Consider the following 25,908-nt stretch of genomic DNA (forward strand, 5'->3'; position numbering starts at 1 on the left):
GGACATGGTTCACCTTTCGTTCGCCGGACAGGATTTCACGATCGTCGACCGCGCCGGTCTGTACTGGCCGGCACAGCGGGCGTTGTTCGTTGCCGATCTGCATTTCGAGAAGGCGAGCTGGTATGCAGCCTCGGGGCAGATGCTGCCGCCTTATGACAGCGCCGCGACGCTAGACCGGCTCGAAGCCGCGATCGCGGCGTGCGGAGCCACCAGCCTCTGGTGCCTCGGCGACAATTTCCACGACAGCCGGGGCGCGCAGCGGCTCGATCGTGCACTCGCCGATCGGCTGGAAAGCCTGTCGCAGCGTGTCGCCCTTCACTGGATCACCGGAAACCATGACAGCGAGCTCGATGCGGGCTTTGGCGGACAAGTCGTGGACGAGGCGGTGCTGGGCGGGCTGGCGCTGCGCCACCGCGCCGAAACCTGGGCCGAAACTTGCGCTGGATCTAGCGCCGAATCACATAGCAGCGCGCCCGAGCTCTCAGGCCATTTTCATCCCCGGTTGCGGGTCCGTCTGCGCGGCCGGATGGTCTCGCGGCCCTGCTTTGTGCGCTGTTCGAAGCGGCTGATCCTGCCCGCCTTCGGCTCGTTGACCGGAGGGATGGACGCAGGCGACCCTGCCATTTTGCGGGTCATGGGTGACACCCCCCAGGCGGTTGTCGCTACGGAAAGCAAGGCCTTGGCGTTCAACTTGCAAAAAACGGCAGATTTGCGCGGCTAAGGCGCTTTCTGGCTGGGTGTTGCGTTTTTGCGACAATCCCCTGCATTTTTGCGTGGGACCCGCGCAATCGCTGGAATTAGGGCCGATTTGGTTTAACGTAAGCGTCAAGACGGCAAAATGACCGTCGCGGAAATACCAATATCAGGAGAGAGATATGCCCAAGCGTTTCGGCAATTCCAGCCGTGTGTCCCTCATGCTTTCCGCCGGCCTCGTCGCCATGGCCAGTCCAGCCCTCGCTCAAGAGGCGGCAGGCGAAGGCATCAACGACAGCAACACCATCGTCGTCGTCGCGCAGGGCCGTGAGCAGTTGCTCTCCGATGTTCCCGTCGCGGTGTCGGCAGTCAACGCCGAAACGCTCGAAAATACCGGCGCCAATGACATCCGCCAGCTCAACCAGGTCGTACCCTCGCTGCTTGTGTCGTCGACCGGCAACGAAGCCAACGGCTCGGCGCGTATCCGCGGCATCGGCACCGTCGGCGACAACCCGGGTCTCGAAAGCTCGGTCGCGGTGTTCATTGATGGCGTGTATCGCTCGCGTTCGGGCATCGGCCTGAATGAACTGGGCGAAATCGAGCGGGTCGAGGTTCTGCGCGGACCTCAGGGCACGCTGTTTGGCCGCAACGCCTCTGCCGGTATCATCTCGATCTATTCCAAACGGCCGGAATTCGAATTCGGCGGCTTTGGCGAAGCGACTTACGGGAACTATGACAATGTTCGCCTGCAGGCCGGCCTGACTGGTCCGATCACCCAGGATCTGGCCGCGCGCGTTGATGGCGTGTTTGAACGGCGCGATGGGTTCCTTCAGGACGTCACCAACGACATCGATCTGAACAACCGCAATCGTTATTTCGTCAAGGGCCAGCTGCTGTGGGAGCCGACCGACGACGTGTCGTTCCGCTTCATCGCCGATTACACCAACCGCGACGAACGCTGCTGCGGCGCGGTTTATCTCGGCCGCGATTTCAACCCCCTGATCGGCGACCTCAACAACCCGTCGACGCCGGTGTCCCCGCTCCAGGCCAACGGCAACAACATCATCAACGTGCTGCGTGATCTTGGCCAGCCGCTCAATTCGTTCAACAACCCTTTCAATCGCCAGGCGAACGTTACCGCCGGCCGCAACTATAACGGCAGCACCAAGGATGGCGGGGTTTCGCTTGAGGTGAACTGGGATATGGGCGGCGCGTCGTTCACCTCGATCACCGGCTACCGCGAATACAAGAACAGCCAGGCTGGCGACATCGATTACAGTGCGGTCGATATCCTCTATCGCGGTGACGACGAGGATGCCCAGTTCCGCCAGTTCAAGACCTTTACCCAGGAACTGCGGCTGCAGGGCGAGGCGTTCGACGGGAAGCTCGACTGGCTGGTCGGCGCGTATTACGCAGACGAAGATCTGACCGTTCGCGACAACCTGCGCTTCGGCAATCAATATGGTCGCTTTGCAAGCTGCCGTCTGATCTCTGGCGGCGGTCTGGCAGGCCTGTATTCGCCGACGTCGCCCGGTTGCGTCGCGGCGCGCCCGGAACTGTTCGGTGCAGCGTCTCCCATCATCTTTGGTGCGCTCGACCGGCTTGACGGGATCAACAATCGCGGCTCGATCAGCGACCGGTATTTCCAGAACAGCCGCAACTATGCGTTCTTCACGCACAACATCGTGCACATCACCGACCGGCTCGATCTGACATTGGGTCTGCGCTACACCAACGAACGCAAGCGCTTCAACGCGACATTCAGCAACGACAACGTTGCCTGCGTCCAGAATCAGGCAGCGCTCACCCCGTTTCTGACCAATCCTGGCCTGGCTGCGGTTGCAGGCGGCATTATTGGCCTGTCGTGCCAGGGCAATTCGACCGCCGAGCTTGACGGTGTGTCGATCAACGATCGCCGCAGCGAGAACGAGTTTACCGGAACAGCGGTGCTGTCGTGGAAGGCCACCGACGATCTGCTGATCTATGGCAGCGCCTCGCGCGGCTATAAGGCAGGTGGCTTCAACCTAGACCGTTCGGCATTGAAGGGCCCGATCGTTGCGCCGCTGGGTGCAATTCCCACCACAACCTTCGCTGCGGTTGGCGGTGCCCAGGCACTGGTCCGCAACCTGCAGTTCGACCAGGAAATCGTCGATGCCTTCGAACTGGGCGTGAAATATTCGAGCGGCCCGTTGACCGTGAACCTTGCTGTTTTCCGCCAGCAGTTCGAGAATTTCCAGCTCAACACGTTCAACGGAACCGTGTTCTTGGTGCAGACCGTCAATGGCTGCTCGACCGATCTGGGCGGCGCCGATCGCGACCAGAATCTGTCGCCGGCAGGTTCAAACTTCAACGCCAATGCCGCGCTGACCGGTGCCTGCGCCCCGGGCGATACGACCTATGGCGTGGTGGCGCAGGGCGTCGAGCTTGAGGCATCGATCAACCCGGCGCGCAACTTCACCATCAATGGCGGCGTCACGTATGCCCAGACCAAATATCGCAACAATCTGGTGGGCAACCGCAATGGTAGCCCGCTTGACCCCGCGCTGCGTCTGCTCCCGGGCGACAATCTGTCGAACGCCCCCGAACTGACGCTGACCGGATCGATGGCCTGGACCCCGGATATCGGCGACAGCGGCCTTTCGGGTCTTGTCTATGTCGATACCCGCGTGACCGAAGGCTTCAACACCGGCTCTGACCTGTTCCCGCAAAAGGAGCAGCCCAGCTTCGTGATGGTCAATGCCCGTGTCGGCCTGCGCGGACCCGACCAGAAGTGGGCGATCGAGCTCTGGGCGCAGAACCTGTTCAACGAAGACTTCACCCAGGTCGCGTTCAACAGCCCGTTCCAGGCTGGTGGCACCTCGGCTCCTTTCGTCGACCCGCAGTTCCCAGGCAATCGCCAGATCTTCTCGGCGTTTCTGGGTGAACCGCGCACCTATGGCGTGACGCTGCGCAGCCGCTTCTGATCTGACAACCCAACCCAACCCAACAAAAAGGCCCCGTTTGCAGGACGCAAGCGGGGCCTTTTGCTGTGAGCTGCGAGCGGAGGCTATACGTCGTCGGTATCGCTCGCGCTGGCTGGGGCCGCCACCCGCGGCTTGCGGCCCTGCGCGATGACATACCATTCGCTGCTGCCCTTGCGGCTGGCAGGCGGTTTGGCGTGCTTGACTGATTTGAAATGCTGCTTGAGCAAGGCGAGCAGTTCGTTGTCCGTGCCGCCCGCCAGCACCTTGGCGACAAACGCGCCGCCCTCGGCCAGATGCTCGACTGCAAAGTGCGCGGCGGCCTCGACCAGGCCCATCGTGCGCAGATGGTCGGTCTGCTTGTGGCCGACGGTATTGGCGGCCATGTCCGACAGCACCAGATCGGGTTGTGCGCCCAGGGCCTCGATCAATGTGTCCGGCGCTGCATCGGCCATGAAGTCCATCTCGAAGATGGTCACGCCCTCGATCGGATCGACCGGCAGCAGATCGATGCCCACGACCGCCGCCTTGGGGTTGATCCTCCGGATTAGCTGTGCCCAGCCGCCCGGCGCGATTCCCAGATCGATGATGTGGCGTGCTCTGCGCACAAGCGAGAACTTTTCGTCGAGCTCGACCAGCTTGTAGGCGGCGCGGCTGCGATAGCCGTCGGCCTTGGCCTTGCGCACATACGGGTCGTTGAGCTGGCGCGAAAGCCAGCGGTTGGACGAGGCGGTGCGGCCCTTGGCGGTCTTGACCCGCTGATGCAGCGCATCGCCATAGCGCCCGACGGGCTTGCGCGCGCTCGAACCGGGGACCTTTTTGCCGCCCCCGCTGCCCGAGGTATCGCCGCCGCTCTTGCCGCCGCCATTCTTGCCGTCGTTACCGCTGCTCATGCCTTGTTTCCGTGATTTGCGTGTCCGTGAATGGCCGGGTCTGCCGGGGCAGAGGTCAGCGGCGCATCGCGGCCCATGAGTGCGCGCAATATGCCCTCGCGGATGCCGCGATCGGCAACGCCCAAGCGTACCGCCGGCCAGATATCGAGAATCGTTTCGAGGATGGCGCAACCTGCCACCACCAGATCTGCGCGTTCCTTGCCGATGCAGGGCAATTCGCGGCGCTGGTCGAGGCTGAGCCCGGCCAGCCTTGTGCTGATCGCGCGCATCGAGCTCGACGGAACGATCAACCCGTCGATGGCATCGCGATTGTAGCATGGCAGATCGAGGTGCAGGCTGGCCAGCGTGGTCACGGTGCCGCTGGTCCCCAGCAGCCTGCGTTCCTCGTCGGGCAATACCGGCAGGCGTGCAGCGAACGGTGCAAAGCCCGCCATCACCCGCTCGCGCATCCGGCGATAGGCCGCATCGCGCGCAGCAGCGTCCTCGGGATCGAAAGTCTCGCTTTCGGTCAGTGTCACCACGCCCCAGGGCACGCTCAGCCAGTCGAGGATATCGGGGACGGGACCCGAGCTGTCGACCAGCACCAGCTCGGTCGAGCCCCCGCCGATGTCGAAGATCAGCGCGGGGCCATCGCCTGGCTCGAGCAGGATGTGGCATCCCAGCACCGCGAGACGCGCTTCTTCTTCGGCGGTGATGATGTCGAGTACGATCCCGGTTTCGCGGCGCACGCGCTCGATGAAATCAGGACCGTTGCTCGCCTTGCGGCAGGCTTCGGTCGCGACCGATCGCGCCAGCGCAACATGGCGGCGGCGCAATTTGTCGGCGCAGATCGAAAGCGCAGCCACCGCCCGGTCCATCGCGGCATCGCTCAGCCGACCGGACTGGCCAAGGCCCTCGCCCAGCCGGACGACGCGTGAAAACGCATCGACGACAACAAAGCCGTCCGCCGCCGGTTTGGCGATCAGCAGTCTGCAGTTGTTGGTGCCCAGATCGATCGCTGCGTACGCCCGGCGGGTGTTGCAGCTGCTCCGGTCGGCCATCCGGCCGCGCGTGGCGCTGCGACCACCGGTTGGTTTGCTGCCGTGGGAGTTGCTGTGGGATCCGCCGGGCAGGCCATGACCCGGATCGGCCTGTTTCGTGCTGCGCTGTCCTGCCGCGTCTCGGCCACTGATGGCGGGTTTCGCCAGTTCCCCCGGGGCTGACTCTGGATCGACAGAGTGTGACGCCAACGGTTCAGCCTGCGGCAACGGTGTCGATCGCTCCACCATGCCAAGTTGCTCTTTTTTCTCATCCGGTGCTCCCGCGCAGCCAAAACGCCCACGCATCGCCGGTACTTGAAGACAAGGTTAGCCAATTTGCGGCAAACGCGCAAGCATGCCGCCAAATCTGTACGTTTTGGGTCTTGACCGGTTTTGTCGACACGCTTAATGGCGGGCGCTCCATTGCCCCTTCGTCTAATGGTAAGACCACGGACTCTGACTCCGTTAATCGAGGTTCGAATCCTCGGGGGGCATCCATCCTCATCCTTGCAATCACCCCCGCCAGCCTGCGGAATCGGCAGATTTTCGCTGAGCGGTCTGGTGCCGCGCTGCGATTCGCTGCACGGTGCGCCTGGTGACCCTGGCTATGGCCCCTCTAGTCACCGGATTGCCTCCGGTGTTTCCCGCGCCCTGCCATTTGCTGGTGCTGGGCAGCCTGCCGGGCAACCGTTCGCTGGCGGCGCAGCAATATTATGCGCACCCGCAAAATCAGTTCTGGCGATTGATGGAGCGCGTAACGGGCGATTCGCTGCAGGGGCTGGCGTACGATGACCGGCTTGGCGTGCTGGCACGGCACCGGATCGGGTTGTGGGACGTCATCGCTACCGCGCGGCGCGCCTCCAGCCTGGATGGCGATATCCAGCAGGCGGTTCGCAACCCGCTCGCCACGCTGATCACAGAACTGCCGGACCTGCGTGCGGTGGCGTGCAACGGCGCGCTGGCGGCACGGTTGGCAATGCGCGAACTGGCAGCATCAGAGCTGCCGTTGCTCGCGCTGCCATCGAGCAGCCCAGCCTATACGCTCAATTTTGCCGCCAAGGCGGACCGCTGGCAGGCGCTGGCGGCGTATCTGGCGCCACCGGTTGCGTGAATAGCTGATGCGGGGCGCTGCGCTTAGCGTTCGGGCGACTGCAAGGCTGCAAGCGCGGAATTTGCCGCAACCTCGTTTGCCACATAGCGCGCAGCCTCTTCGGCCTGCTTGCGGCCCAGATGCCAGTCGAGAATTTGCATACCCTGGACGATCGGCGGGCTGAGCAGGATATCGCCATCGCGCAGCATCGATCGCGAGGCAATCCGGCTGGCGACCACCATCGATCGCTGCATGATCTCGACGATCGACGGGAAATCACTGTCTGACTTGCGGCGCAGCAACAGGTCGCGAATCAGCTGGCCCCTGCGCCGCAGCGAGTGATACGCCGCCTTGATCCGCCAGGTCTGGCCTGCCTCCCCCAATGTCACCACGATGTTGGGGCCAGATTTGAGCGCGCGCATGGTCACGACCGGCACATTGTCCAGCACCCCGCCATCGACCAGGATATTGCCATGGTCGTCGATGAACGGGGGCAGGATCGTCGGCAGCGAGCCCGAGGCGCGAACCGCATGCCATAACGGCCCGCGCCGGTGAACGTGCAGGTCGTTGGTCGACAGGTTGGTCGAGATCGCGAAAAAGTTGATCGGCTGGTCGGCGATGTCGGCGTTGCCATATCGTTGCTCGAGCTCGGCATCGAACACCGCAGGATCGAGCAGTGAATGGATCGGTACGGTGAAGCGGCGCATCGCCTTGGCATCGATGAACATCGCTTCCATCTGGTCGAGCGTGCGCGGCACCGTCAGCCCCTGCGCGATCGCGCCGCCCATGGCAGCGCCTGCGCTGGTCCCGCCGATCAGATCGATCGGGATGCCAGCCTCCTGCAAGCCGCGGACGATGCCGAGATGCGCGCAGCCCAGCGCGCCGCCACCTGCGAGCACTAGTCCGACCGCGCGGCCGGTCAAGAAGCGTGCGACCCGCTCGAAATCTGCCTCGCTGTCGTGCGCGACGTGGTGGTGCAGATGCGGATCGCGCCCTGCCAGCCAGGTCGCCGTTCCGCTGATCGTCTGGTCGGTTCGGTCACGTACCACCAGCAACGTCCGGTTGGGCGGTTCAATCGCGGCGCAACCGGCGATTTCGAGTGGGGTGAGCGCGCTGGCTGCGGTGGAATCAGCGATCATCAGCAGCCCGTCGGCATTGCGGCAGACCAGCGCGCCCCATTCGGGGTCTCCACTGGCATCGATCAGCAGATACCCGCGCCGGGCCTCCTGCTCGCGCAGCCACGCCTGATAGGCGCTTGCAGCCCCGGGGGGCGCATTGCTCTCGCGCACCAGCATGACATGACGGTCATCGGGGATCGTCCGGCGGATGGCGTTGGCAAGCCGATCGAGCAACGCCGGGTCGATACGGCTGCTGCCGCAAGGAACCACCGCGATGACACGCGGCAGCCGCGCCTCCATCGGCGGGGTCTTGGCGGTGACGGCAGCGAGCCTTTGGGTTACCGCGGTGAGGATCGCGGGGACAAGCTGCGGATAGGCGGCTACCACGGCGTCATAGCAGGCCCGGTCGAGCGCCATCACGACACTGTCGCGGCTGGCCTGTAGCGTCGCGGTGCGGGTGCCGCCGCCGAAAAAGGCCAGCTCGCCTACCGGTTCGCCCGCCTCAATCTGCGCCACTGCCTTGCTGCCCGCCGGGGTTTCGATGAGCACCCTGAGGCGGCCGGTTTCGAGAAAGTAAAGCGTATCGGCGGTATCGCCTTGCCTGACTAGCGTCGCGCCCGCGGCGACGTCATGGCGCCGGGCCTGGCGGCTCAGCGCATCGATCGCAGCCTGATCGACATTGGCGAACAGGCCCGACTGCATCCAGTCGCGCAGCGGTCCATCTGCGTTGAGTTCGTCAGCCTCCCCCATTCCCACCCCTGTCTGGTTGCAGATGTGCTGAGGCGATATCGCCGCACTTGCTGGCACTTGGCGTCTCGGTGACGTTGTGGGTTTAGCGCAGTGGCTGTCAAAACAGAAGCCCATCGGCAGGGTTCTCTTGCTTTGCGATCAGCCGAGCAACCGTTTCGTGTTTCAACCTTTGGTGGGGGGCTGGCCGGGCCGCCCCCAAACCGCCTCTTGGCTCGGTCAGCACGCTTCTACACCGGCCAGATCCGGGCGAGGCGACAGGCGGACATGCAGAAGGATCATTCCTATGAACACGCACGATTCCACACTCGCACGCGGCAACGAATCGATTTCCAGCGATCAGGTCGATGGTACCGCAGTCTATGGCAGCGACCGTGAGAAGATCGGTACAGTCACCAACATGCTGATCAGCAAGAGCGAAGGCCGCGTTACCGACGTCATCATCTCGGTCGGCGGCTTCCTAGGCATCGGCAGCGAACTGCACAGCCTGCCCTGGTCGAAGCTCAGCTATGAAACCGAACTCGGCGGCTATCTGGTCAACGTGACCGCAGACCAACTCAAGGACGCCCCCAGCTTCTCGGATTCGGATCGCGACCGCGCGACCAACCCGGAATATCAGACCAGCGTCTATGACTATTGGGCGGTTAAACCTTACTGGTGATCCTCAGACAGATCGTCACATAGATTAAAACCGGGCCGGGGAGCACACGCTTTCCGGCCCGGCTTCGTCATGGTGGGCGTGGTCGGTCGCCAGAATGCACCGGCAGCAAAGGCCTTGCGTTCAAGGCGGCGCTGGTCATAAGCGGCGCGGCGCCCTGTCCGCCGTCTGCATCCGCAGATGGCAGCGCTCCTTTTTGCAAGGTTGGTTCGTCGATGCTCAAACGGCTTTATCACTGGACGCTCGCCAAGGCGGCGCACGAAAAGGCGCCTTACTGGCTCGCCGCGATCAGCTTCATTGAATCGAGCTTCTTCCCGATCCCGCCTGATGTCATGCTGGCGCCGATGTGCCTCGCGCGCCCGCAGCGCGCGTTTCAGTATGCGCTGATCTGCACCGTAGCCTCGGTGCTGGGCGCGCTGCTGGGCTATGCGATCGGCTTTTTCCTGTTCGAGACAATCGGCGCTGCGATTCTCGATTTTTATGGGCTGGGCGACAAGTTCGAGGCGTTCAAGGCCTCGTTCAACGAGCAGGGATGGCTGATCGTCTTGCTGGCGGGATTTACTCCGCTGCCGTTCAAGGTGATCACCATTGCGGCTGGCGCGACCGCGATGCCGTTGTATGTGCTGATCGCAGCCTCGATTGTGGCGCGCTCGGCGCGGTTTTTCCTCGTCGGGGCGCTGCTGTGGAAATTCGGCCAGCCGATGCAGGACTGGATCGACCGGCATTTCGCGCTGGCAACCTCGGTGGTTGGAGTGCTGTTCGTCGGCGGTTTCGTCGCGCTGAAATTCGTCCTTTAACCGCGACGGACCATCAGCTCCTGGTATCGTTGACGCAGAGGATCAGGGATCGGTATCGATCCGGTCTTGTCGGTGAGCACCAGGGTCGACACGCAGGTGGCGACGCACGCCCCGCCCTGAAACGCTGCGGAAAAGATGTCCCAGCTTGATGTTCCCACGCGCCCGATGCCGCTCATGACTTCGACCGGATCGGGAAAATGCGCCTCGGCGACGTAATCGATCGAAACCGAGGCAATCAGCCAGCGCTCGCCAGGCTGACGGCGTTCCAGCCCCAGATTGCGGTTGAACCGCACCCGGCCATTTTCAAACAAGGCCGCCATCGCGACATTGTTGATATGGCCGAGCGGGTCCAGATCCTGGAAGCGCGTTTCGGTAACCGTGCTGAACGGATAACTTTCCGGATCGCGCTGCCAGGCTTCTGATTTGGGCATAGGGTAGGTTCCGGTCCGCCCTTAAAGAGAACGACCGATCAGCTCCTTCATGATTTCGCTGGTGCCGCCAAAGATGCGCGTGACGCGCGCACCGCGCCAGGCCCGGGCGATCGGATATTCGTTCATGTAACCGGCGCCGCCGTGCAGCTGCAGGCACTTGTCCATGACCTCCCACTGCAGTTCGGTGTGCCACAATTTGGCGGCAGCGCCTTCCACAGCGGTCAGTTCCTTGGTCGCGTGACGGTTGAGCGCCCAGTCGAGATGCGCCCATCCGACCTGCAGCTTGGTCTTGAGATCGGCGAGCACGAAGCGGGTGTTCTGGAAATCGAACACCGTCTTGCCGAAGGCCTTGCGGTCCTTCACGAATTCGACGGTGTCGTCATACGCCTTTTGTGCAGAGGCCTGCGCGCTGACGGCGATCGACAGGCGCTCCTGGGGCAGTTCGCTCATCAGATAGATGAAGCCCTTGCCCTCTTCACCCAGGCAGTTGGTCATGGGCACGCGCACGTCGTTGAAGAACAGCTCCGAGGTATCGGCGGCATCCTGGCCGATCTTGTCGAGGTTGCGGCCACGGGCAAAGCCTTCGCGGTCGCCTTCGACGAGGATGATCGACACGCCCTTCCAGGCGGGCTGAACCTCGGTATCGGTCTTGGCGCAGACCAGGATCAGGTCGGCGTTCTGGCCGTTGGTGATATAGGTCTTCGATCCGTTGATGACATAGTGGTTGCCATCCTTCTTCGCGGTGGTGCGGATGCCCTGAAGGTCAGAGCCCGTGCCCGGCTCGGTCATCGCGATTGCGGTGATTGTCTCGCCCGAAACCAGACGCGGCAACCACTTTTGCTTCTGCTCTTCGGAACCGTACTGGACGAGATAGTTGACCACGATATCCGACTGCAGCGAGAAGCCGAGCGGCGAGCCACCGAAATAGGCCGCTTCCTCATTGACGATGGCGTTGTAGCCGAAATCGAGACCCAGGCCGCCATATTCTTCGGGCACGGTGGGGCACAGCATGCCAAGCTCGCCCGCCTTGGGCCAGATTTCACGTGGAACAATCTTGTCGTCGTCCCACTTGGCCGCATTGGGGGCGACCTCTTCCTGCATGAAGCGGCGGACCGTCTGGCGGAAAGCCTGGTGATCTTCGTTATACGCAGTACGTGCAAGGGCATCGAGCGACATGGGCATCTCTCCGGTTCATCTTTTTGCGCGCGATTCATGCCGCGCAGCACCTCACAAGGTCTAGCGCCGCGTTGACGTGAACGTCAATCGCTATTTAATCGATCGGTTAACATTGCACTGGTTGCCCTGTTCAAGCCTGATCGCGCCCCCGCGCCATCACCGCGATCCGCGCCTGCTCGACCGCATCGGGCGAAACCTGGCCGTTGGCAGCGGCCGACCGTTCTGCTTCCAATGCCAGCGCATTGGCAAGGGGCAGGTCATATCCATCGTCGATCAGGGATTTGTAGGCGGCGACCATCACCGGATCGATGCCGGCCATATCGTGCGCCAATGCGATCGCTTCGGGCAATAGCGCATCAGCCGCCACCACGCGGTTCACCAGCCCCCAGCGCTCGGCGGTTGCAGCATCGAGGAAATTGCCGGTGAGCGACAATTCCTTGGCGCGGGACAGGCCGATCATCCGCGGCAGCTTCTGCGACAACCCCCAGCCCGGCATGATGCCGACACGGGCATGGGTATCGGCAAAACGCGCGTTGTCGGACGCGATCAGCACGTCGCACGCCAAGGCGAGTTCGAACCCGCCGGTAATCGCGACCCCGTTGATCGCGCCGATCACCGGCTTGGCACACTGTTCCACCGCCTTGACCGGATTGTCGCGTGGATCGGTGGCGTTGGCCGCACCCAGTCCGGCAGTGCTGGCGCCCAGCTCCTTGAGGTCAAGCCCGGCGGTAAAGGCGCGTGTTCCCGCGCCGGTCAGCACCACCGCGCGGACCCGGTCATCATCGGCAACCGCGCGCATCGCGTCGGCCAGCTCGGCGCGCAAAGCAGCGGACAGCGCGTTCATCGCTTCGGGACGGTTGAGCGTGACGACGGCTACGCCGTCTGCGATCTCAGTCAAAATCAACGGCATATGCAATCCTCATTTAGCAACACGCTCAGGCTATCGGGCGCATCCTGCATCGGCAAGGCTCTCTCACTACAGCCGCTACGCGCCCCGCGCCGCCGGATAAGGCCGTAAGCCCAAGCGATTGCGGGCGCCGGTCGCTGGGGCGAGGATGCTGCGCAACATAAAACGGCGCAAAAGCTTGCCCAAGTCCGCCCGCCAAGGCTATGGATTGCATCCGGGGCGTCTTCAAACAATCTGGCCGGTAACCGGCAACAACACCACGAAATTCACCAGCGGGCGTCGGCGGGCGACCGCCAGATAAGGGCCTGTCGATGACCGAAAAAACAAACGTCCAGTTCACCGAGCGCGAGGCGCTGTTTTTTCACTCTTCAGGGCGTCCGGGCAAGATCGAGATCATCGCCTCCAAGCCGATGGCAACCCAGCGTGACCTCAGCCTCGCCTATTCGCCCGGCGTTGCAGTTCCTGTCCGCGCGATCGCCGAAGACCCTTCCAAGGCGTATGATTACACCGCCAAGGGCAATCTGGTCGCAGTCATCTCCAACGGCTCGGCGATCCTGGGCCTCGGCAATCTGGGCGCTCTCGCCTCCAAGCCGGTGATGGAGGGCAAGGCGGTGCTGTTCAAGCGCTTCGCCGATGTCGATTCGATCGATATCGAGGTGAACACCGAGGACGTCCAGCGCTTCATCGAGTGCGTCGAACTGCTCGAGCCCACCTTTGGGGGGATCAACCTCGAAGACATCGGCGCGCCCGCGTGCTTCATCATCGAGCAGGCGCTTAAGGAGCGGATGAACATCCCGGTGATGCACGATGACCAGCATGGTACCGCGATCATTTCGGCGGCTGGCCTGCTTAACGCGTGCTACCTGACGGGCCGCGATTTTGCCGATGTGAAGATGGTGGTCAATGGCGCCGGAGCAGCAGCGATCGCCTGCACCGAGCTGATCAAGGCGATGGGCGTGCGCCACGACAACGTGCTGATGTGCGATCGTTCGGGCGTGATCTATCAGGGCCGCGACGATCTGGACCAGTGGAAGTCCGCGCATGCCGCGAAGACCGACCGGCGGACGCTCGAAGAGGCGCTCGACGGGGCGGACATCTTCCTGGGGCTCTCGGCCGCAGGCGCCTTGCAACCCGAGATGGTGATGAAGATGGCGCCGCAGCCAATCATCTTCGCGATGGCCAATCCCGATCCTGAAATCACCCCGCCCGCTGCCAAGGCGGCGCGCCCCGATGCGATCATCGCTACCGGCAGGTCGGATTATCCCAACCAGGTCAACAACGTGCTGGGCTTCCCGTTCATTTTCCGTGGCGCGCTCGATGTGCGCGCGACCGCGATCAACGAGGAGATGAAGATCGCGGCGGCCAGGGCAATCGCCGAACTGGCGCGCGAACAGGTGCCCGAAGAGGTCGCCGCAGCCTATGGCGGCGCGACCCAGAAATTCGGCGTCGATTACATCATCCCTGCACCGTTCGATCCGCGTCTGATGGAGCGGGTCTCGGCAGCGGTGGCGCAGGCGGCGATGGATACCGGCGTTGCGCAAAAGCCGATCGAGGACATGGCGGCCTATCGTCATTCGCTCAAGAGCAGGCTCAACCCGACCACGGCGGTGCTGACCCAGGTGTACAGCGATGCGCGCGCCAACCCCAAGCGCGTGGTGTTTGCCGAGGCCGAAGAGGAAGTGGTGCTGCGTGCCGCGATCCAGTTCCGCGATGGCGGCTATGGCACCCCGGTGCTGGTCGGGCGCGAACAGCGGGTGCGCGACAAGCTCAAGGAACTCGCGGTCGATGATCCGATGGCCTTCGAGGTTCACAATTCGGTCAACTCGCCTTTGGTGCCACGCATGGTCGATGTGCTGTACGAACGGCTGCAGCGGCGCGGCTACCTCAAGCGCGATGTCAAGCGCATGGTCAACCAGGACCGCAACATCTTCGGATCAGCGCTGCTGCATCTGGGCGAGGCGGACGCGATGCTCACCGGCATCACCCGCACCTTCGGCCAGTCGATGCGCGAGATCCGCCGCGTGCTCGATCCCAAGCCCGGCGAAACCCCGTTTGGCATCCATGTGATGGTCGGCAAGAGCCACACCGTGTTCCTCGCCGATACCACGGTGAACGAACGTCCCGATGCCGAGGAACTGGCCTGCATCGCGGAGAATACTGCTCATGTCGCACGGCGACTGGGCCACGAACCGCGCGTTGCGTTTCTGTCCTATTCGAATTTCGGCAATCCATCGGGCCGCTGGCTGGACAACATCCGCGGCGCGGTGACCATCCTCGACCAGAAAGGCGTCAACTTCGAATATGAAGGCGAGATGTCGCCCGATGTTGCGCTCAACCCTAAGTTGATGGCCAACTATCCGTTCTGCCGCCTGTCGGCCCCGGCCAACGTGCTGATCATGCCCGGACTGCAGTCGGCCAACCTGTCAGCCAAATTGCTGCGCGAACTGGGCGGTGATGCGATGATCGGGCCGATGCTGATCGGCATGGAAAAGCCGGTGCAGATCGCCGCGATGTCATCGACCGCAGGCGACCTGCTGACGCTGGCGTTACTGGCTTCGGCTGGCGTGGTGGGCTGACACCGCCAGCGTTTGCTAACGATATACAGCCGCGCCGATCAGTTGGTCGGCGCGGCGGCCAGCGTCTTACGGATCAACGCGACCAGATCGTCGGGCGCAAACGGTTTGGTGATCAGCAGGTTGTGCGGGCAATCGCTGGTCAGCGTGCCACCGGCATAGCCGGTCATCAGCACGATTGGCAGCTCAGGCCACGCCTTGCGGACCTCGGCGGCCAGCGTCCTGCCGTCCATCCGCGGCATGGTAACGTCGCTCAGCAGCAGATCGGGCCGGACACCGCTGGCGGCGACCCGGTCGAGCGCGGCCTGGCCGTCCTCGGCCTCGATCACCTTAAAGCCTGCCTCCTGCAACACATCGCACACGTGCGCGCGCAATGCCGCATTGTCCTCGGCCAGCAGGATGGTGCAATCCTCTTGGCACGCAGGCTCGGCGCTGCCCGATACGTCTCCATCGGCGCGATCTGCGGGTGTGTCTTCGGCAACCGGTAGCCACAGGATGACCGTGGTGCCTTCGCCCGGCGCGGTATCCAGCGTTACAAACCCGCCCGATTGCGCGACGAAACCCTGGACCTGGCTAAGACCCAGACCGGTGCCCTTGCCGATATCCTTGGTGGTGAAAAACGGCTCGAAGATGTGCTTGACCACCTCGGGGGCGATCCCGCTGCCGGTGTCGTTGACGCAGAAGCGGACATAGCGGCCGGGCGGGGCATCGTGTCCGTCATCGGCATCCATCGCGGTCCGCTCGGCGTTGACCGCATGGATGGTAATTTCCCCGCGACCTTCCATCGCATCGCGCGCGTTGACCACCAGATTGAGCAGTGCGTTTTCCAGCTGGCTGGCATCGACGGTGATCGGCCACAGGCTATCGGGGCATTCGACATTGAGTTGGTGGCGCTCGTCCAAAGCCTGCGATGCAAGCGGCACCAGATCGCGGATCAGGTCTGCAGGTTTGATTCGCGTCGGGGTCAGCGATTGGCGGCGGGCATAGGCCAGCAGCCGCTGGGTCAGGTTCGCGGCGCGGGTGGCTCCATCGCGAGCATTGGCGATCGCAAGCTCGGCGCGATCGATCTGACCGGCGGTGATCCGCTTCTGCGCGATATCGAGGTTGCCCGAAATGATCGTCAGCAGGTTGTTGAAGTCGTGCGCGATCCCGCCGGTCAACTGGCCGATCGATTCGACCCGCTGGACCTGCGCCAGCTGCGCTTCGGCAGCGCGGGTGCGGGTGATATCCCGGGCGATGCCGAAGATCAGGTCACCCTCGCGCGCCAGGCTCCAGCTGGCATAGATCGTCTGCCCGTCAGCGCCGCGCATTTCGCGCTCGGCCTGGACTTCGCTCTGGCCGCTGGAAAGTTCGATGATCTGGCTGGTGGCGTGATCGACAAAATAGTCGCTGACATGCGCGGTGCCATCGGTGGGCACCGGGCCGAACGCTCTTTCCCAGGCCGGGTTTCCTGCCACCAGCGCACCATCGGTGGTGGTGATCAGCATCATGTCGAGCGACGAGTCCCACAACCGGTCGCGCTGGTCGGCGGCCAGATCGGCGGCCAGTTGCTGGTGGATCAGTTGCTTGCGCAACTCGAACAAAGCCGACACCTGCCGCGCCAGCGATGCAAGCAGCGGCGCCTCATCGAACCGTTCGCGCGGGGTGCTGTCCGATAGGCATAGCGTGCCCAGGGCAAAGCCGTCGCCATTGATGATGGGTGCACCGGCGTAGAACCGGATGTTCGGCGGCCCGGTGACCAGCGGATTGTCAGCAAAGCGAGGGTCGGCGGCGGCATCGAGCACCACCATGACTTCGGGCGAGCGGATCGCGTGGTCGCAGAACGCGATCGACCGAGGCGCATGAGCAAGCGCGAGGCCGCGCGAGGCCTTGAACCATTGCTGATCTTCCTCGACGATCGAGATGAATGCCGTTTCGCAGCCAGCCAATGTTTGGGCGATGGCAACCAGATCGGCATACAGCGCGTTGTCGGTATCATCAGGGCCAAGCTGATAGGCGCGCAGCGCGCCGACCCGCGCGGCGTCATCATCGCCCCTGAAGATGGTAGTGCCAAGATTGAGCAGCATGCGCCTGTCCGGTTGTCTGGCGGTGGTCCTGCCCGCCGGTTGTGAGTGTATATAGGCCCAAGCCTTGCCAAAGCCAGCATGACCCCGGTTTTTGTCGCACTTTCAATGCGTCGCGTCCAAGTGACGCAACCTGTGTCGCTGGCAGTGCTGACCGTGACCGAGGCCGCTCCGCCGGGCTCGCCGTAAGCCTTGCGCGAACTTGCGCCTTAACGCGCTTGCTCAGCGATGCTAGAGCTCCAGGCAGATACCTTCCCCATCACGAAAGCCTGCCTTCATGAAAACCCGCGCCGCCGTTGCCTTTGAAGCGAAGAAGCCGCTCGAAATCGTCGAACTCGACCTGGAAGGCCCCAAGGCCGGCGAAGTCCTGGTCGAAATCATGGCGACGGGCATCTGCCACACCGATGCCTATACGCTCGACGGGCTCGACAGCGAGGGGTTGTTCCCCAGCGTGCTGGGGCATGAAGGTGCAGGCATCGTGCGCGAAGTTGGCGCAGGCGTAACCTCGGTCAAGCCTGGCGATCACGTGATCCCGCTCTACACGCCGGAATGCCGCCAGTGCAAAAGCTGCCTCAGCGGCAAGACCAACCTGTGCACCGCGATCCGCGCGACGCAGGGCAAGGGCTTGATGCCCGATGGCACCAGCCGTTTCAGCTACAAGGGCCAGACCATCTATCATTACATGGGCTGCTCGACGTTCAGCAACTTCACGGTGCTCCCCGAGATCGCGGTCGCCAAGATCCGTGAGGACGCGCCGTTCCAGCCCGCCTGCTATATAGGCTGCGGCGTGACGACGGGCGTCGGCGCGGTGATCAACACCGCCAAGGTCCAGGTCGGCGACAACATCGTCGTCTTCGGGCTGGGCGGCATCGGCCTCAACGTGCTGCAGGGCGCGCGGATGGCGGGCGCGGACAGGATCATCGGGGTCGATATCAACCCCGATCGCGAGGAATGGGGCCGCAAGTTCGGAATGACCGATTTCCTCAACTCGAAGGGGATGAGCCGCGAGGATGTCGTCGCCAGGATCGTCGAAATGACCGATGGCGGCGCGGACTACACCTTCGATGCCACCGGCAACACCGAGGTGATGCGCACCGCGCTCGAGGCGTGCCATCGCGGCTGGGGAACCAGCATCATCATCGGCGTGGCCGAAGCGGGCAAGGAAATCGCCACGCGGCCGTTCCAACTGGTCACCGGACGCAACTGGCGCGGAACCGCGTTCGGCGGCGCCAAGGGCCGCACCGATGTGCCCAAGATCGTCGACATGTACATGACCGGCAAGATCGAGATCGACCCGATGATCACCCATGTGATGGGGCTGGAAGAGATCAACACCGCGTTCGACCTGATGCATGCGGGCAAGTCGATCCGTTCCGTGGTGGTGTTCTGATGGCGGTCCCGGTGGAAACGCTGTCGTCGGTCAAATGCTTTGGCGGCGAGCAGGCGGTGCTGCGTCACGCCTCCGAGACGACCGGTACCGACATGACCTTTTCGGTGTTCGTCCCCGATTGCGCAACCGATCAGACGATGCCGGTGGTGTGGTACCTCTCGGGCCTCACCTGCACCCACGCCAACGTTACCGAAAAGGGCGAGTTTCGTCGCGCCTGCGCCGAGCTCGGGCTGATCTTCGTCGCGCCCGATACCAGCCCGCGCGGCGAGGGTGTGCCCGATGATCCCGACGGCGCGTATGATTTTGGGCTGGGGGCTGGCTTCTATGTCGATGCGACGCAAGAGCCTTTTGCCAAGAATTACCGGATGTGGAGCTACATCACGCAGGAACTGCCCGAGATCATCGGTGACTGCTTCCCCGCAGACATGATGCGCCAGTCGATCATGGGGCATTCGATGGGCGGCCATGGCGCGCTGACCATCGGATTGCGACATCCTGACCGGTTCAAGGCGGTCTCGGCGTTCGCGCCGATCGCAGCGCCGTCGCAGGTTCCCTGGGGCCACAAGGCGCTGGGCGGATATCTGGGCGAAGATCGTGCGGCCTGGCGTCAGCACGATACGGTAGCCTTGATCGAGGATGGCGCGCGCATTGCCGATCTGCTGGTCGATCAGGGGGAGGCTGACAATTTTCTCGAGGACCAGCTGAAGCCGCATCTGCTGGCCGAGGCGTGCGAGAAGGCAGGGATCGCGCTGACGCTGCGGATGCAGCCGGGTTATGACCACAGCTATTATTTCATCTCGACCTTCATGGAAGACCATCTGCGCTGGCACGCCGAGCGGCTCGCTGCGGGGTAACCCCGGTCTATGTGCCGTGATCAGCGCGCGATGGTGACAGATGCGGTACCGCTGGCCCAGACGGGCAGGAAAAGTCCAGCACCTGCTGCCTGCAACTGGCCGGTGCGCGCGCGCCTCAGGTTGGCATGGATAATGACGTCGCCAGTGCGCTGGGTTGCGATCGCGGTATCGACCTTGCCGATGAGTTCGGCAAAATCGCGCTCGAAATTCTGCGCGAGCAGACCCGCGATCATCTGCGCGACACCGGGCGCATTGGCAAGATCGAGGATGAGGTCGCCCCCCGTCATGTCGGTGGTGCCGGTGACCTCGAAATCCTCGAATCCCACTTCCCTCGAATCCTCTGCGTTGACCGGTTTTCCTGTCATCCAAACGGTGCCAGAGGTCGGGGTCTTGCTGCCTTGCTCCTGCGCCGAAAAGGTCAGCCCTACTGCGATGCGTCCTCTTTCGGTGCCATAGATTTCCGCCGATTTGAACCGGGCATAGACCGGGTTGAGGCCGGGAACATCGAATGGACGGGCCGAACGACGCTGAAGCGCGCGCATCAGCACCGGCTCGAGTTCGCGGTAATCGGCGAATACCGGCAGGAAAAACGAAAGTTCACCAGGCTGGCCTTCGAGCGGCGCCATCGGTGGCAGCTTGGTGGCCTCGCGTGGGGCCGGGCGAGAACCGACATACGTTTCGGTGAGCGCACGCATTCCTAACCGCAGCCGCAGGCGCCCATTGGTGACCTCATAGCCGCCATATTGAAGTTCTCGCGGGGTAATGCGCATCCACACCGGGGGGTTGCGTTCGTTGAGCACGACAGACGTGAACGCGCCGGCCCAGGCCTCACCGATCTGGCGCTGCAGACCCAGCCGGCCGAGTTCACCGGGCAGTTCGCGCTCCAACCGGGCGATGACGGGAGCCAGTTCGCGCTCGGCGGGACCGGTCAGGTCGATCCTCTGGCCGAGAAACTCGACATGCGGCTCGCTGACCCAATCATAGCTGAGCGCAACCCTGCCGCGCGGCGTCCAGTCGGTATCCAGATCCAGCCTGATCGCGGTATGCGCCATGGCCGTGGCGGTGGCGGTCTCGCGCTTCAGGATGCCGCCAATATCTTCGGCATGGATCACGGCGGTGAGCGGAAAGGAAAAGCGCAGCTCCTGGCCCGAGCCGCCCACAGTGATCGGGCCGCGTGTCACCTCGCCAACGATGTTGCACTTGATCTTGGGCGTCTTGACCGTGGCGATGCCCAGATCCACGCCCTGGCTGTCGATGCAGACCTGATCAGCCTCGTTGATCTGCCACAACACACGCGGCAAGAGCCGCTCCATCGCACGGGCCAGGTCACCCAATTCGGCCTCTACCGGCACGGTGACCAACGACGGCGAAGGCTGGACCTCGATGCGGTCGTCGGTGCGCGGTGGGCGGCCCTTGTTATCCCACCCCCCGCAATAGGTGAGCAGTAAGGTCGTTGCGAGTACAACAACGACCAAGACGATTCCCAGCCCCGCCTTGCGCCGAGACACCCGCGCCATCGCTCAGCTGCTCGCGACCATCATGCCGTCAATCCGCAGAGTGGGGACGTTGACCGCATAGCGAAAGCTCAGATCGTTCGCCGGGATCAGCGCGGCGAACATATCAATCAGGTTGCTCGCGATCGTAATCTCGCTGATTGGTTCGGCCAGATGGCCATCGCGGATGATGAACCCGCTCGCACCCCGGCTGTAATCGCCGGTCACGCCGTTAACCCCCATACCGATGAGCTCGGTGATGTAGACCCCGGTGCCGATCCCCGCCATCAGCGCGGCAGGCGTCTCACGCCCGGCGGCCATGTGGACGTTGCTCGGGCCGGTCGAGGGCGCGCCACTGATGCCGCGCGCGGCATGGCCGGTCGGCTGTTCGCCCAGCTGGCGGGCAGCGGCGCTGTCCATCAGCCAGCCGGTCAGCACCCCCTGATCGATCAGCCGCTGCGGACGCGTCGGCAACCCTTCGCCATCGAAGCGACGCGAGCGCAGGCCACGGGGGCGGTGGGGATCGTCGAGGATCGTCACTGCGCTGTCGAAGATGGCCGTGCCGCGCTTGTCGAGCAGGAAGCTGGTCTTGCGTGCGATCGCACCGCCCGAGATCGCGCCAATCAGCGAACCGATCAGCGATCCACCCGCGCGTGGATCGAACACCACCGGCATCGCGCCGCTGCTGATCTTGCCGGCACCCAATCGCGCGACGGCGCGCTCGCCTGCGCGGCGGCCAATGTCTTCGGGCGATTCAAGGTCACTCAAAAAACGCACGGTGTGCGATGCCGAATCGCGTTCCATCGCGCTTTCGCCGCCTGCAAGCACGCTCGCGCCAATGCCATAACGGCTGCCGCCATAGCTCCCGGTAAAGCCGTGGCTGGTGGCGAGCGCCATGACAGAGCGCACCGCGCCGGCGGACCCGCCTTCGGAGTTGGTGACGCCGGTGACCGCGCGCGCAGCCTCTTCGCACCGTTCGGCCAGATCGCGCAGCAGGGCGGGGTCGGGATCAAGCCCGTCATCGAGATCGAGCGGCTCGAGCGGCCCGCGGGCCAGCAGCTCTTCAGGCGCAAGCCCGGCATAGGCATCTTCCGGCGCCAGCCGCGCCATCGCGACCGCGCGCTCGGCCAGGGTCGCAAGGCCTGCAGCGGTGACATCGGCGCCCGAGACGCTGGCAGAGCGCTTGCCGTCGAACACGCGCAGGCCAATTGCAGCGCTCTCGGAGCGCTGGACATCTTCGAGCGCGCCCAGCCGGATCTGGACATCGGTCGAAGCATCGCAGGCGAAAACCGCATCTGCGGCGGTGGCACCGGCGGCGAGCGCGCGGGCAACCAGATCTTGCGCCAGGTCTCTGGCTTGGGTTGGGGTCTGCATCAGGTGCGTGTAGGCCTCGCGCGATGCGTGGTCAATCAAACCGCCACCGGTCAAAACAGCGCGGCCAACCCCTTGACCACCAGCACGAACGCGAACGGAAAGCCGATGGCGAACAGCCAGATGCCCAGCCGGTCGCTCGAATAGATCTGGGTCAGGCTGGCTTCGGAGCGATCGCTGCGTGACAGCGCCTGCCAGCGTTTTTCAACCCGGCGGCAGATTGGGATGACGATGCCGACCAGCGCAACAAGGCCGAGATAGGGAAGGATCGACATGCCCTCGCCCTTGATCGCGCCCATCACCACGAAGATCTGCAGTCCGGTATAAGCGAGCAACGCATACGCGACATGATTGCTGATCCGCCTTTCCCAGAGGGTTTCGGGTGCGCCGGTTCGAGGTAGGGCGGTCTTGGCCATCGTGGAATTGTAGCGTGCGGCCTCGAACCGCTTTTCGATCGCATTGGTCATCATGTCCTCCATGATTGCCTCATGCAGACTCTGCGACCTACCTTCAGGCCAGACTGCACACAAAAGAGTGTGTCATTGCGATGACAGCTTGGCAAGAGACGTTAATGTTACGTCAATCTACCTGATCGTGATCAATTATGCCGCAATGCCTTCGGCCCTGCGCAGTTCCTTGCGGTCGAGCTTGCCGATCAGCGTCTTGGGCAGCGCCTCGCGGATGTCGATCGCCGCGACGCGTTCGTGCTTGCCCAATTGCGGGTTGAGCCACGCCACCAGCGCCGGTCCGTCGATGGTCTCGTCGTCCTGCAACGCGACGAACGCCTTGGGGCTTTCGCCGCGATAGGGATCGGGAATGCCGATCACCAGCGCTTCCTTGACCGCCGGGTGCTGGTAAAGCACCGCCTCGATCTGGCTGGGGAAGACCTTGAACCCGCCCACCGAGATCATGTCCTTGATGCGGTCGACGATGCGGATGTAGCCGTCTTCGTCGATCACCCCGACATCGCCGGTGCGCAGGAAATCGCCGATGAACACCTCTTCATCGGCATCGGGACGGTTCCAATAGCCGCACATCACCTGCGGTCCTGCAAAGATGATCTCGCCGGGCTCGCCAAGGGCCACATCCTTGGTCGGGTCTTCCTTGTCGACCAGCCGCACTGTCGTGCCGGGCAATGGCTGGCCGATCGTGCCGGGCTTGTTCAGCCCTTCATAGGGATTGGTGGAGACGACCCCGCTGCTTTCGGTCAGGCCATAGCCTTCGACGACATTGGCGCCCGTCACCTGCTCGAACCGCGCCTTTACCTCGGCGGCGAGCGGCGCGCCGCCCGAGATGCAGGCACGTAGCGAAGCAAAATCGGTCTTGTCGATCTGCGGATTGTCAAGCAGCGCCTGATACATCGTCGGCACGCCGGGCAGCGCGGTGACCTTGGTACGGTTGATCGCCTTCAACGCCGCGACCGCATCAAAGCGTGGCAGCATCACGATCTCGCCGCCGTTGAGCACGGTGCGGTTGAGCACGCAGGTGTTGGCAAAGACGTGAAAGAACGGCAGCACGCCGAGGATACGGTCGTCGCTATCGTCCTTGCGCGGATCGATCGCGTTGACCTGTCGCGCATTGGCCGAAAGGTTCTGATGGCTCAGCATCGCGCCCTTGGGCGTGCCGGTGGTGCCGCCGGTGTATTGAAACAGCGCGATATCATGCATCGCATCGATCGGCACCGGCGAGAACGCGCCGTCATTGTCGATCAGCGACGAAAAGCTGGTGATCCGGGGGTCGTCGGGCCGCTCGGCAACCTCCTTGCCCTTGAACAACCGGTAGAACAGCGCCTTGCCCGCAGGCAGCGCGCCTGCGACCGATCCGACCACCAGCCGCTCGAGACCTGACTGGTTGAGCACCTTGATAGCGGTGGGCAGCAATGCTGCGGCAGACAGGGTGAACAGGATCGTCGTACCGCTGTCGGCGACCTGATGCGCCAGCTCGTCGGCGGTATACAGCGGCGAGAAATTGACCACCGTCGCACCCGCTGCCATCGCGCCGTAATAGGCCGCGACATAATGCGGCACGTTGGGCAGGAACAGTCCGATCCGGTCGCCCTTGCCGACGCCCAGCGCCTGCAACCCCTTGGCGACGCGGCGCGCGCCCTGCGCGGTTTCGGCATAGCTGAATTTGCGGCCCATGAAATCGAGCAGCGGCGCAGTACCTTTGCGCCCGGCAGTGTGAAACAGCATGTCGGGCAACGACAGCGGCTCGAACTGCTGGTCCCACGCGCAGGGGTGATTGTAGTGCGTCGTCCAGATCGGCTGATCGGTCGATGCGGATATGGGCGAGGCGGGCAGGGCACTGTCAGTCATTGACATGGCTGTAAATAAGAGCTGCGTGCTGCACAACCCGCAACCCATTCAGACCGTCGCACTGGACCGATAGAAAACGCCAATCGCACCTGCGCGGGCCGATACCGGCTTGCATCGCGGGCGTCGCTTGCTAAGCGCTTGGCCCCATGACCGCTTACAAACCCGGTGACCCCGTATCCGTGCGGCGGCTGTATGGCCGCCAGCAGAACCACAAGCTGCGCCTGGGCCAGGTAGAGCTGGTGGAGAAACTGCTACCGCAGATCACCGTGCCCGAAGAGGGCGAGATCACCGCCGGGCGTCTGTTCGGTGATGACCGCCCGCTGCACTTCGAGATCGGCTTCGGCTCGGGCGAACACATGGCCTATCGCGCCGACATGCTGCCCGATCACGGCTTCATCGGCGCAGAGCCGTTTCTCAACGGCGTCGTCGGCGCGCTGCAGCATATCCGCGAGAACACGCTCGCCAACATCCGGCTGCATATGGGCAATGCGATCGATGTGCTCGAGCGGATCCCCGACGGATCATTGAGCTTCGTCTATCTGCTCCACCCCGATCCCTGGCCCAAGGCGCGCCACGCCAAGCGCCGGATGATGAACTCCGGCCCGGTCGATCTGATTGCCGCCAAGCTGAAACCCGGCGGCGAGTTCCGCTTCGGCACCGACCACCCGATCTATGTCGCGCACGCGATGATGGTGATGAACGACCACCCGGCGTTCGAGTGGCTGTGCCAGGCCCCCAGGGACTTCCTCACCCGGCCCGGCGGCTGGCCCGAAACCCGCTATGAGGCCAAGGCCCGCGCGCAGGGGCACGAAGTCTGGTACTTTAGATACAGGCGCAAATAAGTCTCGGTTCGGCAGGGCCGAAAAAAGCTTTACTGGCGCTTCAGATCTGCCTTGCGGCGACGGATGTATCTGCGGCGGCTTGCTGGAAGACTTGTCTCAAAACCTCGGGTGATGCCTCGGTAATGGCGCCGCTGGCGACCTCATCGGGCGACCAGTGCCATGAATGGGCAGGATCATGCAGCATCGCCCACTCGGGAAACAGGCGATGGTCAACGTCTGCGCGGTGCAGAAGCGTGACGGCAAGATGCCGGTCGTCGGACGATATGCTCTGAAAAAGCGTATCCACCGATTGAGGCGGCCCTTCGAGCAACTGAAGATAGATATCGTGGCGGCAAATCAGCGCCCCGGTAATGCCCAGTCGCGGATTATTGCGACGTGCGCTCGACAATATCCCCGAGAGGGTCGCGCCATCATAGCCAAACGGCTGCGACATGTAGATCAGTTGTGTCAGCATGGGCGATTGAGCCTCCATGATTCGAGCGTACGGGTTTGAATATCCCGGATCAAGCACGCGTGTG

At 63.4% G+C, this 25,908-nt stretch carries 21 protein-coding genes and 1 tRNA gene; 10 read left to right on the forward strand and 12 right to left on the reverse strand.

Features of this window, described 5'->3' with window-relative positions; all coding sequences use genetic code 11:
• Positions 1-4 precede the first annotated feature (4 nt).
• Positions 5-721, forward strand: a complete 717-nt coding sequence (gene pdeM, locus IEW00_RS03470) for a ligase-associated DNA damage response endonuclease PdeM (protein WP_188513101.1) — start codon at positions 5-7, stop codon at positions 719-721.
• Positions 722-875: 154 nt separating this feature from the next.
• On the forward strand, positions 876-3,656 hold the full coding sequence (locus IEW00_RS03475) for a TonB-dependent receptor (protein ID WP_188512927.1): 2,781 nt from the start codon (positions 876-878) through the stop codon (positions 3,654-3,656).
• 83 nt (positions 3,657-3,739) lie between these two features.
• Here IEW00_RS03475 and IEW00_RS03480 read toward each other — a convergent pair whose 3' ends face one another.
• Both IEW00_RS03480 and IEW00_RS03485 read right to left on the reverse strand, forming a co-directional pair.
• Positions 3,740-4,546 carry an RlmE family RNA methyltransferase gene (locus IEW00_RS03480; RefSeq protein ID WP_188512928.1) on the reverse strand — a complete coding sequence of 269 codons (807 nt, stop codon included), beginning with the start codon at positions 4,544-4,546 and terminating at the stop codon, positions 3,740-3,742.
• A complete protein-coding gene (locus tag IEW00_RS03485; RefSeq protein ID WP_188512929.1) occupies positions 4,543-5,586 on the reverse strand; it encodes a Ppx/GppA phosphatase family protein in 1,044 nt (347 codons plus the stop codon). The genes IEW00_RS03480 and IEW00_RS03485 overlap by 4 nt, the downstream gene beginning before the upstream one ends.
• A 403-nt stretch (positions 5,587-5,989) precedes the next feature.
• On the opposite strand from IEW00_RS03485, the gene IEW00_RS03490 reads away from it, so the two are divergent.
• Both IEW00_RS03490 and IEW00_RS03495 read left to right on the forward strand, forming a co-directional pair.
• Positions 5,990-6,063: transfer RNA gene (locus tag IEW00_RS03490), tRNA-Gln, on the forward strand.
• 109 nt (positions 6,064-6,172) lie between these two features.
• The gene (locus tag IEW00_RS03495) at positions 6,173-6,676 is read left to right on the forward strand and encodes a DNA-deoxyinosine glycosylase (RefSeq protein WP_188512930.1); all 504 of its coding nucleotides are present in this window, start codon (positions 6,173-6,175) and stop codon (positions 6,674-6,676) included.
• 23 nt (positions 6,677-6,699) lie between these two features.
• Here the strand turns inward: IEW00_RS03495 and IEW00_RS03500 are convergent, their stop codons facing one another.
• Positions 6,700-8,523, reverse strand: coding sequence for a cyclic nucleotide-binding and patatin-like phospholipase domain-containing protein (locus IEW00_RS03500; RefSeq protein WP_188512931.1), 1,824 nt, complete (start codon positions 8,521-8,523; stop codon positions 6,700-6,702).
• Positions 8,524-8,806: 283 nt separating this feature from the next.
• Between IEW00_RS03500 and IEW00_RS03505 the strand changes: the two genes are divergently transcribed.
• Both IEW00_RS03505 and IEW00_RS03510 read left to right on the forward strand, forming a co-directional pair.
• Positions 8,807-9,181, forward strand: a complete 375-nt coding sequence (locus IEW00_RS03505; protein WP_188512932.1) for a PRC-barrel domain-containing protein — start codon at positions 8,807-8,809, stop codon at positions 9,179-9,181.
• A gap of 212 nt (positions 9,182-9,393) precedes the next feature.
• A complete protein-coding gene (locus IEW00_RS03510; protein ID WP_188512933.1) occupies positions 9,394-9,975 on the forward strand; it encodes a YqaA family protein in 582 nt (193 codons plus the stop codon).
• Here the strand turns inward: IEW00_RS03510 and IEW00_RS03515 are convergent.
• The 3 genes from IEW00_RS03515 to IEW00_RS03525 all read right to left on the reverse strand — a co-directional run bounded on the left by IEW00_RS03515 (position 9,972) and on the right by IEW00_RS03525 (position 12,492).
• Positions 9,972-10,406, reverse strand: a complete 435-nt coding sequence (locus IEW00_RS03515; protein WP_188512934.1) for an acyl-CoA thioesterase — start codon at positions 10,404-10,406, stop codon at positions 9,972-9,974. The genes IEW00_RS03510 and IEW00_RS03515 overlap by 4 nt on opposite strands.
• A gap of 21 nt (positions 10,407-10,427) precedes the next feature.
• Positions 10,428-11,582, reverse strand: coding sequence for an acyl-CoA dehydrogenase family protein (locus IEW00_RS03520; RefSeq protein WP_188512935.1), 1,155 nt, complete (start codon positions 11,580-11,582; stop codon positions 10,428-10,430).
• 130 nt (positions 11,583-11,712) lie between these two features.
• Positions 11,713-12,492, reverse strand: coding sequence for an enoyl-CoA hydratase (locus tag IEW00_RS03525; RefSeq protein ID WP_188512936.1), 780 nt, complete (start codon positions 12,490-12,492; stop codon positions 11,713-11,715).
• A 308-nt stretch (positions 12,493-12,800) separates the two neighbouring features.
• Between IEW00_RS03525 and IEW00_RS03530 the strand changes: the two genes are divergently transcribed.
• Complete coding sequence (locus IEW00_RS03530) at positions 12,801-15,065, forward strand: NADP-dependent malic enzyme (protein ID WP_188512937.1); 2,265 nt, start codon at positions 12,801-12,803, stop codon at positions 15,063-15,065.
• A 38-nt stretch (positions 15,066-15,103) separates the two neighbouring features.
• Here the strand turns inward: IEW00_RS03530 and IEW00_RS03535 are convergent, their stop codons facing one another.
• A complete protein-coding gene (locus IEW00_RS03535) occupies positions 15,104-17,128 on the reverse strand; it encodes a GAF domain-containing hybrid sensor histidine kinase/response regulator (protein ID WP_188512938.1) in 2,025 nt (674 codons plus the stop codon).
• Between the two features lie 274 nt (positions 17,129-17,402).
• Here IEW00_RS03535 and IEW00_RS03540 point away from each other — a divergent pair, with 274 nt between their 5' ends.
• A complete protein-coding gene (locus tag IEW00_RS03540; RefSeq protein ID WP_188512939.1) occupies positions 17,403-18,515 on the forward strand; it encodes an S-(hydroxymethyl)glutathione dehydrogenase/class III alcohol dehydrogenase in 1,113 nt (370 codons plus the stop codon).
• Positions 18,515-19,369: an S-formylglutathione hydrolase gene (fghA, locus tag IEW00_RS03545; protein WP_188512940.1), complete on the forward strand. Its 855-nt coding sequence runs from the start codon at positions 18,515-18,517 to the stop codon at positions 19,367-19,369. Before IEW00_RS03540 ends, fghA begins: the two co-directional genes overlap by 1 nt.
• Before the next feature lie 20 nt (positions 19,370-19,389).
• Here the strand turns inward: fghA and IEW00_RS03550 are convergent, their stop codons facing one another.
• The 4 genes from IEW00_RS03550 to IEW00_RS03565 all read right to left on the reverse strand — a co-directional run bounded on the left by IEW00_RS03550 (position 19,390) and on the right by IEW00_RS03565 (position 24,548).
• Positions 19,390-20,886: a DUF4403 family protein gene (locus tag IEW00_RS03550; protein WP_188512941.1), complete on the reverse strand. Its 1,497-nt coding sequence runs from the start codon at positions 20,884-20,886 to the stop codon at positions 19,390-19,392.
• Positions 20,887-20,889: 3 nt separating this feature from the next.
• A complete protein-coding gene (locus tag IEW00_RS03555) occupies positions 20,890-22,236 on the reverse strand; it encodes a TldD/PmbA family protein (protein ID WP_188512942.1) in 1,347 nt (448 codons plus the stop codon).
• Between the two features lie 50 nt (positions 22,237-22,286).
• Positions 22,287-22,712, reverse strand: a complete 426-nt coding sequence (locus tag IEW00_RS03560; RefSeq protein ID WP_229736784.1) for a hypothetical protein — start codon at positions 22,710-22,712, stop codon at positions 22,287-22,289.
• A 123-nt stretch (positions 22,713-22,835) separates the two neighbouring features.
• Positions 22,836-24,548: a long-chain-fatty-acid--CoA ligase gene (locus IEW00_RS03565; RefSeq protein ID WP_188512943.1), complete on the reverse strand. Its 1,713-nt coding sequence runs from the start codon at positions 24,546-24,548 to the stop codon at positions 22,836-22,838.
• Positions 24,549-24,694: 146 nt separating this feature from the next.
• Between IEW00_RS03565 and trmB the strand changes: the two genes are divergently transcribed.
• Positions 24,695-25,390, forward strand: a complete 696-nt coding sequence (trmB, locus tag IEW00_RS03570; protein WP_188512944.1) for a tRNA (guanine(46)-N(7))-methyltransferase TrmB — start codon at positions 24,695-24,697, stop codon at positions 25,388-25,390.
• Between the two features lie 40 nt (positions 25,391-25,430).
• Here trmB and IEW00_RS03575 read toward each other — a convergent pair whose 3' ends face one another.
• Complete coding sequence (locus IEW00_RS03575; RefSeq protein WP_229736785.1) at positions 25,431-25,901, reverse strand: BLUF domain-containing protein; 471 nt, start codon at positions 25,899-25,901, stop codon at positions 25,431-25,433.
• Positions 25,902-25,908 lie beyond the last annotated feature (7 nt).

The organism is Blastomonas aquatica (genome assembly GCF_014639875.1).
GTDB classification, from domain to species: Bacteria; Pseudomonadota; Alphaproteobacteria; order Sphingomonadales; family Sphingomonadaceae; genus Blastomonas; species Blastomonas aquatica.

Coding starts and splice junctions, on each gene's coding strand:
- IEW00_RS03540 (WP_188512939.1), top strand. CDS start 17,403: ATGAAAACCCGCGCCGCCGTTGCCTTTGAAGCGAAGAAGCCGCTCGAA.
- IEW00_RS03485 (WP_188512929.1), bottom strand. CDS start 5,586: ATGGCCGACCGGAGCAGCTGCAACACCCGCCGGGCGTACGCAGCGATC.
- IEW00_RS03505 (WP_188512932.1), top strand. CDS start 8,807: ATGAACACGCACGATTCCACACTCGCACGCGGCAACGAATCGATTTCC.
- IEW00_RS03520 (WP_188512935.1), bottom strand. CDS start 11,582: ATGTCGCTCGATGCCCTTGCACGTACTGCGTATAACGAAGATCACCAG.
- IEW00_RS03525 (WP_188512936.1), bottom strand. CDS start 12,492: ATGCCGTTGATTTTGACTGAGATCGCAGACGGCGTAGCCGTCGTCACG.
- pdeM (WP_188513101.1), top strand. CDS start 5: ATGGTTCACCTTTCGTTCGCCGGACAGGATTTCACGATCGTCGACCGC.
- IEW00_RS03510 (WP_188512933.1), top strand. CDS start 9,394: ATGCTCAAACGGCTTTATCACTGGACGCTCGCCAAGGCGGCGCACGAA.
- trmB (WP_188512944.1), top strand. CDS start 24,695: ATGACCGCTTACAAACCCGGTGACCCCGTATCCGTGCGGCGGCTGTAT.
- IEW00_RS03515 (WP_188512934.1), bottom strand. CDS start 10,406: ATGCCCAAATCAGAAGCCTGGCAGCGCGATCCGGAAAGTTATCCGTTC.
- IEW00_RS03480 (WP_188512928.1), bottom strand. CDS start 4,546: ATGAGCAGCGGTAACGACGGCAAGAATGGCGGCGGCAAGAGCGGCGGC.
- fghA (WP_188512940.1), top strand. CDS start 18,515: ATGGCGGTCCCGGTGGAAACGCTGTCGTCGGTCAAATGCTTTGGCGGC.
- IEW00_RS03500 (WP_188512931.1), bottom strand. CDS start 8,523: ATGGGGGAGGCTGACGAACTCAACGCAGATGGACCGCTGCGCGACTGG.
- IEW00_RS03530 (WP_188512937.1), top strand. CDS start 12,801: ATGACCGAAAAAACAAACGTCCAGTTCACCGAGCGCGAGGCGCTGTTT.
- IEW00_RS03550 (WP_188512941.1), bottom strand. CDS start 20,886: ATGGCGCGGGTGTCTCGGCGCAAGGCGGGGCTGGGAATCGTCTTGGTC.
- IEW00_RS03495 (WP_188512930.1), top strand. CDS start 6,173: ATGGCCCCTCTAGTCACCGGATTGCCTCCGGTGTTTCCCGCGCCCTGC.
- IEW00_RS03555 (WP_188512942.1), bottom strand. CDS start 22,236: ATGCAGACCCCAACCCAAGCCAGAGACCTGGCGCAAGATCTGGTTGCC.
- IEW00_RS03565 (WP_188512943.1), bottom strand. CDS start 24,548: ATGACTGACAGTGCCCTGCCCGCCTCGCCCATATCCGCATCGACCGAT.
- IEW00_RS03560 (WP_229736784.1), bottom strand. CDS start 22,712: ATGGAGGACATGATGACCAATGCGATCGAAAAGCGGTTCGAGGCCGCA.
- IEW00_RS03535 (WP_188512938.1), bottom strand. CDS start 17,128: ATGCTGCTCAATCTTGGCACTACCATCTTCAGGGGCGATGATGACGCC.
- IEW00_RS03475 (WP_188512927.1), top strand. CDS start 876: ATGCCCAAGCGTTTCGGCAATTCCAGCCGTGTGTCCCTCATGCTTTCC.